Origin of the sequence: Nocardia sp. NPDC058244, from assembly GCF_042882065.1 — a bacterium.
GTDB lineage: Bacteria > Actinomycetota > Actinomycetes > Mycobacteriales > Mycobacteriaceae > Nocardia.
Genome location: NZ_JBHVWX010000007.1, coordinates 339978 through 352792, shown reverse-complemented (window position 1 = coordinate 352792; position 12815 = coordinate 339978). Strand labels below are relative to the sequence as shown.

At 69.4% G+C, this 12815-nt stretch carries 13 protein-coding genes; 6 read left to right on the top strand and 7 right to left on the bottom strand.

Annotated features, from left to right (window positions below; translation table 11 throughout):
• Nucleotides 1-15 precede the first annotated feature (15 nt).
• The 3 genes from sph to ACFVW6_RS23815 form a co-directional block, all read right to left on the bottom strand.
• Entirely contained in the window at nt 16-978 is a 963-nt protein-coding gene (sph, locus tag ACFVW6_RS23825) for a sphingomyelin phosphodiesterase (protein ID WP_378829904.1), read from the bottom strand.
• A gap of 112 nt (nt 979-1090) precedes the next feature.
• Nucleotides 1091-1897: an alpha/beta fold hydrolase gene (locus tag ACFVW6_RS23820; protein ID WP_378829902.1), complete on the bottom strand. Its 807-nt coding sequence runs from the start codon at nt 1895-1897 to the stop codon at nt 1091-1093.
• 63 nt (nt 1898-1960) lie between these two features.
• On the bottom strand, nt 1961-2914 hold the full coding sequence (locus ACFVW6_RS23815; RefSeq protein WP_378829899.1) for a fructosamine kinase family protein: 954 nt from the start codon (nt 2912-2914) through the stop codon (nt 1961-1963).
• Nucleotides 2915-3094: 180 nt separating this feature from the next.
• Here ACFVW6_RS23815 and ACFVW6_RS23810 point away from each other — a divergent pair, with 180 nt between their 5' ends.
• From ACFVW6_RS23810 to ACFVW6_RS23800, 3 genes are all read left to right on the top strand, one after another.
• Nucleotides 3095-4324: a cytochrome P450 gene (locus tag ACFVW6_RS23810; protein WP_355271609.1), complete on the top strand. Its 1230-nt coding sequence runs from the start codon at nt 3095-3097 to the stop codon at nt 4322-4324.
• Nucleotides 4325-4352: 28 nt separating this feature from the next.
• Entirely contained in the window at nt 4353-5069 is a 717-nt protein-coding gene (locus ACFVW6_RS23805; RefSeq protein WP_378829897.1) for a TetR/AcrR family transcriptional regulator, read from the top strand.
• A gap of 77 nt (nt 5070-5146) precedes the next feature.
• A complete protein-coding gene (locus ACFVW6_RS23800) occupies nt 5147-6316 on the top strand; it encodes a hypothetical protein (RefSeq protein ID WP_387792726.1) in 1170 nt (389 codons plus the stop codon).
• A gap of 3 nt (nt 6317-6319) precedes the next feature.
• On the opposite strand, the gene ACFVW6_RS23795 is transcribed toward ACFVW6_RS23800, so the two are convergent.
• Both ACFVW6_RS23795 and ACFVW6_RS23790 read right to left on the bottom strand, forming a co-directional pair.
• Complete coding sequence (locus ACFVW6_RS23795) at nt 6320-6988, bottom strand: RadC family protein (RefSeq protein WP_378829895.1); 669 nt, start codon at nt 6986-6988, stop codon at nt 6320-6322.
• A 66-nt stretch (nt 6989-7054) separates the two neighbouring features.
• Nucleotides 7055-7282 carry a type II toxin-antitoxin system VapB family antitoxin gene (locus ACFVW6_RS23790; RefSeq protein WP_378829892.1) on the bottom strand — a complete coding sequence of 76 codons (228 nt, stop codon included), beginning with the start codon at nt 7280-7282 and terminating at the stop codon, nt 7055-7057.
• 257 nt (nt 7283-7539) lie between these two features.
• On the opposite strand from ACFVW6_RS23790, the gene ACFVW6_RS23785 reads away from it, so the two are divergent.
• Both ACFVW6_RS23785 and ACFVW6_RS23780 read left to right on the top strand, forming a co-directional pair.
• A complete protein-coding gene (locus ACFVW6_RS23785) occupies nt 7540-8436 on the top strand; it encodes a phenylalanine 4-monooxygenase (RefSeq protein ID WP_378829890.1) in 897 nt (298 codons plus the stop codon).
• 153 nt (nt 8437-8589) lie between these two features.
• Complete coding sequence (locus tag ACFVW6_RS23780) at nt 8590-9273, top strand: SnoaL-like polyketide cyclase (protein ID WP_357349684.1); 684 nt, start codon at nt 8590-8592, stop codon at nt 9271-9273.
• Here the strand turns inward: ACFVW6_RS23780 and ACFVW6_RS23775 are convergent, their stop codons facing one another.
• Entirely contained in the window at nt 9274-9882 is a 609-nt protein-coding gene (locus ACFVW6_RS23775; protein ID WP_378829888.1) for a TetR family transcriptional regulator, read from the bottom strand.
• Nucleotides 9872-11386 (bottom strand): MFS transporter, encoded by a 1515-nt coding sequence (locus tag ACFVW6_RS23770; protein ID WP_378829884.1) that lies wholly within the window; start codon nt 11384-11386, stop codon nt 9872-9874. The genes ACFVW6_RS23775 and ACFVW6_RS23770 overlap by 11 nt, the downstream gene beginning before the upstream one ends.
• Nucleotides 11387-11504: 118 nt before the next feature.
• On the opposite strand from ACFVW6_RS23770, the gene ACFVW6_RS23765 reads away from it, so the two are divergent.
• Nucleotides 11505-12815 carry a serine hydrolase gene (locus ACFVW6_RS23765; protein WP_378829882.1) on the top strand — a complete coding sequence of 437 codons (1311 nt, stop codon included), beginning with the start codon at nt 11505-11507 and terminating at the stop codon, nt 12813-12815.

The following is a 12815-nucleotide window of genomic DNA, read 5'->3' as shown; positions in this document are numbered from 1 at the left end:
GGCCTTCGTCGTCGGTCAGCCGTTGGAGCCGAACACCGGGTAGTGGTCGCTGTAGTCGGTGTAGGTGTACGTGGTGCCAGCGGCGGTGACGCTCCAGGAGGGGCTCTTCACGCGGCGGGTCTCGTTGACGTAGCGCTTGGGGACGGGGTGACCGTTGATGGGCAGCACGTAGTCGAGGTGCTCGGAGGCGTATTCGGGGCCGTACTGGTCGAGGCAGACCGAGTTGTCGGCGCAGTCCCACGAGTGCGGGTGCCCGGTGTGCTCGGGACCGACGGCGCCGAGTTCGGCGAGCATGGCGGGATATTCGGCGCTGGATTCGATGACGTTCATATCGCCCGCCACGTAGACCGGCTCGCCGGCGGGGATGCGCTCGGCGGCGAGGAAGGCGGTGATCTGCGCGCGCTGCTTGGCCCGCACGTGACCCGGCTGGCCCGCGCTGCACCCGTCGTCCTCGGACTGCATGTGCGTGCCGATCACATGGATGGCACCGCCCGGCGCGGCCAGCTTCACGTAGGCGAAGCCCTTGTTGGAGAACCAGTCCGCGCCGCACGCGTCCTTGTACACGAACTGCACCTTGCGACTGATCGGCCAGCGGCTGACGATGGCGACACCGCCGTCCTCGGGCGTGGTCGCGGAGTACGAGCCCTGGGTCGCGTCCCAGCCCGAGCGCGACCGGCCGACCACCGACGTCTGATTCGGGTGGGTCCGCCGCAGATCGTTCAGCAGCCGGTCACCGCCCTCGTTGTGGAACAGCTCCTGGAGCACCACCACGTCCTGATCGGCCAGTACGTTCTGCTGCGCGATCAGATCGGCACGCTGCTCCTGCCCCCAGTTGGGGTAGAGCGCCTCCGGCAGCATGAAGACGTTGTAGGAAGCGATCTTCGCCGGTGGGCCCGCGTGTGGCGCGGCGCCGGCGGGAGCGACGGGGAGCAGTGCGGCCGCACCGCACAGAGCGGCGAGTGCCAGTCGTTTGAACATGAGGCATTTTGATCATGCGCCCACCTTCGCGGCCGACACTCGGGAAGCTCTACATCTAATCGTTACAGGAAACGTAAATCTGTAATCCTGAATCCAGGGGCGTCACGACGCGCTACCGATCCGCCACGAAGGCGGTGATCGCCGCGGCGAGACCGGCGGTATGGGTGAGGGCGAGACCGTGGTCGGCGTCGGCGAACAGCACCGATTCGGCCCGCGGGAACCAGGTGGTGATCAGCTCGGCGACCTCGGCGAACCACGGGCCGCTCGCCGTCCCGCCGAGGTAGAGCACCGGCGCCTGGACCCGGGCCGCGTCGGTGGCGGTGAAGGTCCAGGTCAGCAGCGCGGGCAGGTCGGTGGCGAAGAAGATTTCGGCGTCGGCCGTCGCCTGTTCCCGCGCCCCGGGCAGCTGCCGATCCAGGAGGTCGCGCCAGCCCGATCCGCTGACGATGCCCATCAGGTGGTCGAGGGCGACGGCGCTCCCCGCCGCCCGGTACTCCCGCTGGAGTTCGGCGTTGACGGAACGGAATTCGGCGACGTGGACCGGCGGCGGCTCGATCAGGACGAGCGAGCGGACCCGCTCCGGCGCGTCGGCCGCCAGCTGGAGGGCGACGGCCCCGCTGTAGGAGAGCCCGAGCACGTGCGCGGAGTCGATACCCAGCGCGGTCAGCAGGGCCGCGCAGTCTCGCGCGTCGCGGCCGATCGAGCCGGGGCCCGACACCGGGTCGCTGCCCGCGTACCCGCGACGGTGGTAGCGGATCGTGGTGAAGTCACGATCGAGCGCGGTCGCCAATGGCGCGCATTCCTCGGCGAGCAGCCCGGTTTGGATCAGGACGAGCGGCGCCCCGGCGCCACCGATGATCACCTCCAGGCCGACCTCGCCCGCACGCACCCGGCGAGCACCGCCGCGATGGCTGGACATAGCGGCCACCTCGATCCATCGAGCTTGCTCAGCCAGTCTATCCGGGCAGCGGCGATCGACTCGCTATCGATAGCGCCGCGCGGCGTCGAGGACCGCCGCACGGTACGAGCGGCCGAACAGGGCGGCGTGGACCAGCAGGATCGGCAGGGTGTGGAGCGCGATGCGGTCCTTCCAGCCGGGGGCGAGGGGATGGATCTCGTTGTAGGCGGCGATGATTCGGGACAGGTGGGGGGCACCGCCGAAGAGGGTGAGGGTGGCCAAGTCGGTTTCGCGGTGGCCACCGTGGGCGGCGGGGTCGATCAGCCAGGGGGTGTCGGCGCAGCCCCAGATGATGTTGCCGGGCCACAGGTCGCCGTGGATCCGGGCCGGGGGTTCCGACGGCGCCTCGATGCGGATCGTTGCGACGAGCGCGGCGTCGGCGGGGTCGAGACCGCCCGCGTCGACGGCGAGTTCCAGCAGCGGCAGGATGCGATTCGCACGGAACCAGGTCGGCCAGTCCTCGCCCGGGGTGTTGTCCAGGGGCAGGCCCGCGAGGAATCCGGCCGGCACGGCGGCATCGGGCGTGCGGGAGGGCTGCCCGGGACCCGACGGGGCGGGGTGGAGTGACACTGCCGCGCCGAAGCAGGGCGCGCCCGCTCGATGGGTGGCGGCGAGCCGGCGCCCGAAACGCTCGGCGGCGGTGGCACTCGGCTCGGCGTGCTCGATCCACTCCAGGAGCAGCAGTTCGCCGGTGACCGCGTACACCTCGGGCACCGCGACCCCGCCCGCCTCCCGCAGCCAGCGCAGCCCATCCGCTTCGGCCGCGAAGAGACCGGCGGGCGCGGCGGTGGCCTCGGCCGTCGGCGCGGCGGACACGCCGCCCGGCCAGGTCTTGAGAAACAACTGGGTGCCGTCGTCGAGCCCGATCCGCTCGGCGACGCTGATCGAGCCGCCCGGCACGGGCGTCGTGCGCAGCCGCTGGTGCGCGAGAAAGGTCGGCAGCAGATGCGGGTTCGCGCGCAGAAACGGCAGGTCCACGCGGTCATCTTGCCCAGCGGGCGGGGATCGCGGACGGTGAACCGCCCGATTCTGTTCGACAGGTTTTGTAAACAGGTATTACTAAACACTGTTCATAAACGGGTCGGACGTGGTTTCATCATCACGAACGTGTTCCACATCACGTTGTGACGTCCGCGCACCGGACCGGAGGAGACAGCCGTGACCAGCACCAACATCCCCGCGGGGTTCGATTTCACCGATCCCGATCTGCTCGCAAGCCGACTGCCGATCGAGGAGTTCGCGCAGCTGCGGCGCACCGCCCCGGTCTGGTGGTGCGCCCAGCCGGACCGCGCCAGCGGATTCGACGACGGCGGCTACTGGGTGGTGTCCAAGCTCGCCGACATCAAGGAGATCTCCAAGAACCCCGACGACTTCTCCTCGCACGAGAACGGCGCGATCATCCGGTTCAACGAGGAGACCACCCGCGAGCAGATCGACATGCTCGGCAACATGCTGATGCTGAACCTGGATCCGCCGCAGCACACCAAGATCCGCCGCATCGTGTCCAAGGGCTTCACCCCGCGCGCGGTGGAGAACCTGCGCGCCGCGCTCACCGAGCGGGCCGAACGGATCGTCTGGGAGGCCAAGAAATCCGGGCGGGGCGACTTCGTCGAGCAGGTGGCCGTCGAACTGCCGCTGCAGGCGATCGCCGAACTGCTCGGCGTCCCGCAGGAGGATCGTCGCAAGATCTTCGACTGGACCAACCAGATGATCTCCTACGACGATCCGGAGTTCGAGGGCAACCACCACGTGGCCACCGCCGAGGTGATGGGCTACGCCTGGAACATGGCCGAGCAGCGCCGGGGGTGTCCGGCCGCCGACATCGTCACCCAGCTGGTCAACGCCGACGTCGACGGCGAGCACCTGGGTTCCGACGAGTTCGCCTTCTTCGTCATCCTGCTCGCCGTCGCGGGCAACGAGACCACCCGCAACTCGATCACCCACGGCATGAAGGCCTTCGTCGACAACCCCGCCCAGTGGGAGCTCTACAAGGAGCAGCGCCCGCGCACCGCGCCGGACGAGATCGTGCGCTGGGCGACCCCGGTGACCGCGTTCCAGCGCACCGCCACCCGCGACCTGGAACTGGGCGGGCAGCAGATCGAGAAGGGCCAGCGGATCGGGCTGTTCTACAGCTCGGCCAACTTCGACGAGGAGGCCTTCACCAACCCGTTCGAGTTCGACGTGCTGCGCAACCCGAACCCGCATGTCGGCTTCGGCGGCACCGGCACGCACTACTGCGTCGGGGCGAATCTGGCCCGCCTGGAGATCGACCTGATGTTCAATGCCATTGCCGACGCGATGCCGAACCTGCGTCAGGTCGCCGACCCCGTGCGGCTGCGCAGCGGCTGGCTCAACGGCATCAAGCGCTGGGAGGTCGAATACGCTTGAACCGAAACATGATCGAGGGGGTGGCCGGGTGACGGGCAAGGCGCGTGGGCGCGCGCCCCTGGTGACCGACGCCGATATCCGGCGGGTCGCCAGGGCGCTGCTGGCCGCGCAGGGACCGGACGCGGTCACCCTGCGCGCGATCGCCCGCGAGCTGGGCGTCACCGCGCCCGCGCTCTATCGGCACTACGCCTCGCGCGACGAGCTGATCGAGCGGTTGCGGGTGGAGTTCTGCACCGATCTGGCCGCGTTCCTCTCGACCGAGATCGCCGTGCTGTCCGACGACGGCGCGGTGCAGTTCCTGGCCATCTGCCGCGGTTTCCGGCGGTGGGCGCTGGCGAATCCCCGGGAGTTCACCCTGGTGTTCGCCTCGCCCACCTCGGGCCGGTCGATGATGCGCCGGTTCGACGAACCCTTCGGCCGGATCTTCCTCGCCGCGGCGGGCAGGCTGCTGGTCGGCTTCGAGATCGCCACCCCGCCCGGTGAGACCATCCCGCCCGCGCTGCGCGAGGATCTCGTCGCCTTCCAGACCGATCTGCTGGCGATGCTCTCGGAGTCCGGCCAGAAGTTCCCGGCCGAGAAGCTGGATCTGGGCGTCACCTATCTGATGGTGCAGATCTGGGCCAGGCTGTTCGGCCACGTCACCCTCGAGGTGTTCGGCAACTACCCCATCCCGCTGGCCGACCCGGAGATCATGTTCGACGCCATGCTCGCCGACCTGGCCAGGACCACCGGTTTCGCCGACTGAGTGACCGACGCCTCGACAGTGTCGGTGCCGTCGGTCAAGATCGACGGTAACCGACAGGGACGGGGAGTGACGCGGCGATGGAACGCGAGCAGTTCGTGGAAACCGTGATGACGACTGTGCGCGCGCACGGGATCGGCGACGCCGAGTACTCGGCCGAGGACTTCAGCGTGCATCACAGTGACGGCCGGGTGATCTTCCTGGACAACATCTTTCGTGAGTGCCAGCAGCTCGGCGCGGCGGAGCGGGAAGAACGCATCACCGCGTTCATCGCGGCGATGACCGGATCCGACGATGTGCCGGGCGACTGGGAATCGGTGCGCCCGATGCTGCGTTCGGTCCTGCGTCCGGTGACGCTGGGCCAGGACGGCCCGCGGCCGCTGCACCGCGCGGCGTTCCCGTTCATCGACGAGATCGTCGTCGTCGATCTGCCGCGGACCAGGTCGTTCGTGTCCGTCGATCAGGTCGCGAGCTGGGGTGTTGACGCCGAGCAGGTCTTCGCCGCGGCGCGCGACAATCTCACGGCGCTGAGCAAGCCCGGCTCCCCCGCCGAACTACAGATCCTGCGGTTCGTCGACGACGGCGATTCCTACTTCGCCTCCTGGCTGCTGGTGCCGGGCTGGCTGGCCGGGTACGCGGGTGGCGAGGCAAGGCCGGTCGCGTTCATCGCCGAGAACGATTCCCTGCTGGTCGTTCCCGACGATCCGGAGCTGCTCGTCGAGGTGTTCGAGATGATCGAGCAGCAGTACCGCGACGCGGCCCGTCCGGTCTCGCCGCAGGGCTACACGGTCGACGAGCACGGCACCGTCGTCCCCTTCGACGAGGCGGGCCCGCACCCGTCGATGCCGCTGGCGCTGCGGGCGCGCGCCGGCCTGGCCGCGACCGAATACAGCATCCAGACAGACCATTTGAACGACCTGTTCGAGGAGTACCTGGAGCTGCCCGACCTCGACATCGCCCCCGCCTACGCCGCCACGGTCAACTACGAGGAGTCCTCCGACGGCGCCTTCACCTCGGTGGTCTGGGGCGAAGGGGTGGAATACCTGCTCCCGGAGACCGATGTCGTGCGCTTCCTGCGCCGCGACGACAACGACGAGGTCGAACTGCTCTGCACCGTTCCCTTCCCCACGGTCGTCGAGATCCTCGGCCTCACTCCCCTTCCCACCATCGAGCCCACCCGCTTCGAAGCCCGCCACTGGCCCGACCCCACCGCCCTGGCCCGCCTCCGCGCCGCCGACATCGAGCAGTAGGGGTCAGTCCAGAGGTGGGGCGGTGGACCAGGATTCGCCGGCGATGACGAGGTGGTCGAGGTAGCGCAGGCCGACGAGGTCGGCGGCGCGGGCGAGCAGGGTGCCCGCGCGGCGGTCGTCGGCGCTGGGGGTCGGGTCGCCGGAGGGGTGGTTGTGCACGACGGCGAAGGCGCGGCCGTCGTGGCGCAGGACGGTATTGAGGATTTCCCGGACCGGGACGGCCACGTGGTCGATGGCGCCCTCGGCGACGAAGGCGCGGTGGCGCAGGCGATGCTGGGTGTCGCAGATCAGCACGAGCAGGCGCTCGACCCTGGCGCCGGCGAACAGCGGCACCGCGACGCGGGCGATATCGGCGGGTGAGCTCAGCCGCGGCACCGATTCGGTGATCCGCGAGCGGGTGCCGAGATGGAACGCGGCGATCACCGTCGCCGCTTTGGCCGGACCGATGCCCGCCCTGCGCGCCAGCTCCTCCGGGCGGGCGGCGGCGAGCTCGGCCAATCCGGCGTACTCGCCGAGGAGCTGCGCGGCGAGCTCCAGCGCCGACTGCCCGCGCGTGCCCTGCCCGAGCAGCAGCGCGAGCAACTCGACATCGCTGAGCGCGTGCGGGCCGAGCAGCAGCAAGCGCTCACGCGGGCGTTGGGCGACGGGCAGATTCGCGATCGGTACCGACATCGTTCCCCCTGCGGATCGGCGACGGGACCGATGATTCCAGCGGGCACCGACACATTCGCGCCCGAGCTATCCTTCGGCCACCCCGTCCGCGGCCATGATCGGCGCCTGCTGGTCCTCCCGCGGGGTGCTGAAGATCGAATCGGCCATCAGCCGTTCGAGATTGCGTAGTTGCCGCTCGTGTACGACGATGCGCCGCAACGCCTCGTTGACGGTCGCGTTGCTGTCGGCGGTGCCCATGATGTCGGCCGCCGCGGCCAGCAGGTGCTGATCGAGATCTATCCGCAGGGATCGCAATCGTCCTCCTTCGTCGATCGCAATCTTGCGTTATTCGCACCGGGCGCGTGCGCCGATTCACCGCGTCGTTACCGAATACCCGCGTTCGCAAGTCCGCACAGCGATCGGCGGCGGGCACCGCGATCGGTCGCCAGCAAGCGCACAGAAAACCCTGATGATCGCCGGAATCAGCGAATTTTCGCCACGATAACTGTGCAGTTTGCGCAGTTGTGCGCGTCGTTGTTGTCGACGGGAACGCGCGGTGCTTGCCTGGAGGCATGTTCACCGAGGCCCAGCTGTACTCGCCGGTGACGCGCGAGCGCGACGGCGATGTGACCGTGCATCTGAGCGCGGATCACCCCGGTGTGAACGACGAGGACTACCGCACCCGCCGCAACGCCATCGCCGCGATCGCGCTCGACTACCGGCCGGGCGGCCGTGTCCCGCAGATCGCCTACACCGAGGACGAGCAGCGGGTGTGGCGGATCGCCTCGGCGGAACTGGCCCGCAAGCACGAGATCTACGCCTGTGGCGAGGTCCGCGACGCGGCGGCGGCGCTGGCCCTGCCGCGCGATCACATCCCGCAGCTGGACGAGGTGTCGCGCCTGCTCGCCCCGCTGACCGGCTTCAGCTACGTGCCCGCCGCCGGGCTCGTCCCGCTGCGCGAGTTCTTCGGTTCCTTCGCCGAGCGCACCTTCCACTCCACCCAGTACATCCGCCACCACTCGGCCCCGCTCTACACCCCCGAGCCCGACGCGATCCACGAGATCATCGGCCACGCGAATCAGATCGCGAGCCCGAGATTCGCCGCGCTCTACGAGACGGTCGGCGCCGCGGTGGCCCGGCTGGAGACCGAGACGGCGCTGAAATTCCTGGCCGACGTCTTCTGGTTCTCTTTGGAGTTCGGCGTAGTCCGTGAGGCCGGCGAGATCCGCTGTTACGGCGCCGGATTGCTGTCCTCCTACGGTGAGATCGATGAATTCCGGCACGCCCGGCTACGTCCGCTCGACGTCGCCGCGATGGGCACGATCGACTACGACATCACCCACTACCAGCCGGTGCTGTTCTGCGCGGAATCGGTGGATCAGATCGTCGGCGTGCTCGGCGAATTCTTCGCGACCATGGATGACGAGACCCCGGCCCGCCTCGGGCACCATCCCCACCCCGTCGCATAGCGTTTCCGAAAACGTTGTCACAGAACACAGTTCGACATTTCGCGATTCTCATCTGCTGAGACGCGGCAGGCGCGGCGGAGCGGTCGCTGTTACCTTCGACCGGTTCTACGAGCTTTTCCGAAAGGGTCGGGTAGACCGAAAATGACTGTGGATGTGACAGATACGCAAGCCGATCAGAATCCCGAGCCGGAGGCCCCGCTGTGGCTGCAGGGCCGCGAAGCGGTGATCGCCGCGGCCGCGCCGACCGAATGGCGCGGCAATGTCCCGGACTACGAATTGAGCCATGAAGTCATCCCGCGCGAGCGCACCACCGAGCACGCGCCCGGCTCGCTCGAGGCGATCGTCGAGGACCTGGTGAAGGTCTTCGAGATGGAGGTCTCGCACAAGGGCGATCCGGCCACCTGGCTGTCGGTGGTCGCCGAGCAATACCGCGGCCGGGTCAACGGCGGCGAATGGCAGGACGCCGAGGAATTCGCGCGGATCGGCAGCTACAACATCCTGATCGGCGACAACCCCTACTACGAGGCGGCGAACGAGACCTTCGAGTCCTCGCACCACGTCTTCCACACCGCGTTTCCCGGCGGCTTCTTCTGGGAGGTCATCGAGGTACTGTCCGGTCCCCCGACCGTGAGCTTCCGCTGGCGGCACTGGGGCAGGTACGAGGGCGAGTACAAGGGCCACCAGCCCACCGGTGAGCAGATCGAGATGTTCGGCGTCACCATCGCCCGGGTCAGCGAAGACCTGCGCATACTCGAGCTCGAGCACTTCTACGACAACAACAAGCTGCTCGGCCCGCTGGCGCACGGCTGCCCCGTGCAGCACGGCACCGCCGACTAGTCAGCTCCGGTCGCTGCCGTTCGGTCCGTCGTCCGGGCCGAACGGCAGCCCGGCTTGCAAGAAGCTCAGGGCGTGGCCGACATTCTCGGCATTGACCGGCGTGGCGGTCACGATGGCCAGCATGGTGCCGATCATCGCGCCCGCGGCCACCCGCACCTCGAAGTCGTCGGCGGGCCTGCCGGTGTATTCGGCCATCAGTTGCGCCGCCAATTCGATGCTGCGCTGGAATTCCAAACCGATCGCCGGACGCAGTTCCGGGACGTGGTACAGCAGGGCGTGCCGTTCCTGCTCGAAGGCCATATCGGCGGCCGACATAGCCGAGAACACCGCCGTGGTGGCGTTGCGGAAGGCGGTCAGCGGGTGCTGACCGCGCGGCTGCGCGGCCAGGGCCTCGATCATCAGCGCGTCCTGATCGTCGGCGATGACCAGCTGTTCCTTGGTCGGGAAGTAGCGGAAGAAGGTGCTGGGCGAGACCTCGGCGGCCGCCGCGATCTGTTCCACCGTCGTCTCGGTGTAGCCCTGCTCCCGGAACAGCCGGAACGCCTCGACCCGGAGGGTGCGACGGGTCCGCTCCTTCTTCCGCTCACGCAGCGACATCTCAACCGACATGCATCGATTCTGCCGCATCCGGCGCGGCGACCGACGCCGCCGCTCGCCCACGCAGTACCCAGGCCGCCACGACGGCCGCCCCGAGGCACAGCAGGGCGCACACCCCGAGCATGGTGTCCATCCCCGCGACGAAGGCGTGCCGCACCTGCCCGAGCATCGCCGGATCGCCCGCCCGGTGCGCGACGGCGACGCCCGCGGTGACCCCGTCGGCGATCGGCTCCCGGTTCAGCGCGCCGAGCTCGGTCCGGTACGTGGTGGCCAGCACCGTGCCGAGGACCGCGACGCCGATGGTGCCGCCCGCCTGCCGAAGTGCTTGCAGCAGGGCCGAACCCGAGCCGGAGCGGGCGGCGGTGAGCTCGCCCATCGCCAGGCCCATGGCCGCGGGCATGACCAGACCCATGCCTGCGCCGAGCACCGTCGTCCACAGCGCGGTCAGCCCGTAGCCGCTGTCCACCCTGGTCAGCGCGCCGAGCCCGATCCCGCCCGCCAGCACCAGGAAGCCCGCGGTGAGCACCACCCGCACCCCGAGGCGCGGGAGCAGTACGTCGACCAGTCTGCTGCCGAGCACCAGCCCACCGATCATCGGCAGCAGCCGCAGCCCGCTGCCCAGCGCGTCGACCTCGAGCACCGCCTGGAAGTACTGCGGAACGGTGAAGAACATGCCGAACATGGCGAAGCTGACGAGAATGGAGAACGCGGTGCCCCAGCGGAATCCGGGCGCGGCGAACAGGCCGACATCGATGAGCGGGTGGGCGCAGCGACGCTGCCACCACAGGAACGCGCCGAGCAGCGCGACGCCACCGGCCACCGCGAGCCAGCCGACGGCGTCGGCCCAGTCGCGTTCACCGATCCGGATGAAGCCGTAGGTCAGCCCGAGCATGCCCGCGGCCGAGAGCGCCGCACCGGCCGGATCGATGCGAGAACCGGTGTCGCCGCGCGATTCCGGCACCAGCGTCGCGACCGCCAACGCACCGGCGACCACCAGCGGCACATTGATCAGGAACACCGAGCCCCACCAGAAGTGCTGGAGCAGCCAGCCGCCGAGGATCGGGCCGAGCGGCAGGCCGACGGCGGTCGAGGTGACCCAGATCGTCAGCGCGCGCTGACGCTGCGCCGGCTCGGTGAACAGCACCGGCAGCACGGCCATCGACAGCGGCATCATCGCCGCGGCCGCGACACCGAGCGCGACCCTGGCGGCGATCAGCTGACCGGCCGTACCGGCGAACGCGCAGGCGAGCGAGGCCACCCCGAAGACGAGGAGCGCGCCGAGCAGCACCTTCTTGCGCCCGTAGCGGTCGCCCAGCGCACCGGCGGGCAGCATCAGCGCGGCCAGCGCGAGGGTGTAGGCGCTGCTGAACCATTGCAGCGCAGCGGTATTCGCGTCCAAGTCGACCGCGAGGGTCGGCAGGGCCACCGTCAGCACGGTGACGTCGAGTCCGATCGTGAGCATCGCCAGGGCGAGGGCGCCGAGGGCGAGCCAGCGGCGGGTGGCTTCCGTCCGCATATCTCCTCCAAAATGATAGTTACAGTCATTTGCTAGTAACTCTCATTTAGTAGATTCTGTCAAGAGTTGCGCCCGGCCGCCGCACCTCGCCTCGATCGGCTCGCTACGCTCTGTGGCGATGAAGATCCGCGAACTCGGCGTGCGCGCCGCCAGCACCCTCGGCGCCGCCGCGATCGCCGCCACCCTGGTCTGCGCCCCCGCCGCCACCGCCGTCCCCGGCTCCGACACACCGCCGGGCAACGGCGCGAGCACGACGACGACACCCCCGTTCACCACGCCGAACACCGACAGCTGCCCGCAGAAGTCGCAGCCGCCCGCCCCCATCGACACCTCCGAGGTGCCCGCGCCGGGCGAACCGACGCCGAGCGCGCTCCCGGTGCCCGACGCCCCGATCGGCGGCGACCGGATGAGCGAATGCGGCGTCGTGCTGCCCAAGGGCGCGCCGCCGCTGCCCGCCGACCTCTCGGCGACCGCGTGGATGGTCTCCGACCTCGACACCGGCCGGGTGCTCGCGGCCAAGGACCCGCACGGGCGCTACCGGCCCGCCAGCACGATCAAGGTGGCGCTGGCGATCGTCGCGCTGCGCACCCTCGACCTGGACAAGGTGGTGACCGGCACCCAGGCCGACGCCGACGTCGACGGCACCAGGGTCGGCATCGGTCCCGGCGGGCAGTACACCAACCGTCAGCTCATGCAGGCGCTGATCATGTGCTCGGGCAACGACGCCGCGCACGCGATCGCCACCCAGCTCGGCGGCGACAAGGCCACCGTCGCGAAGATGAACGACGTGGCGAAGTCGTTGCGCGCGTTGGACACTCGGGCCGCGACCCCGTCCGGCCTGGACGGGCCAGGGATGAGCACCTCGGCCTACGACCTGTCGGTGCTGTTCCGCGAGGCGATGAGCATTCCGCTGTTCGCCGAACTCATCCACACCGAGCAGGCCGATTTCCCCGGCTACCCGGCCGATCCGAAGATCCCCGACGACAAGGACCATCCCGGCTTCCCCATCGCCAACGACAACCAGCTGCTCTACAACTACGACGGCGCGATCGGCGGCAAGACCGGTTTCACCGACGACGCCAGGCAGACCTTCGTCGCCGCCGCCGAGCGCGACGGGCACCGGCTGGTCGTCACGCTGCTCAAGGCCGATGTGCGCCCGATCCGGCCGTGGGAGCAGGCCGCCCGGCTGCTCGACTACGGTTTCGCCCTCGACGCCGACGCCCGGATCGGCAAGCTACCCGAATCGGGCAGTGCGGCAGTGCATCCCAGCGTGCCGCTGGCCACCCCGCCGCCGCGCGCCGACGGGACGCAGGCCCAGCCGCAACAGCAGCCGCATCACGCCGCACGGGTGGCGACCCTGATCGGCGGGCCGATCGTGGTCATGGTGCTGCTGCTGTGGGCGCGGCGGTCCTACCGGCGCAGGCGCTGA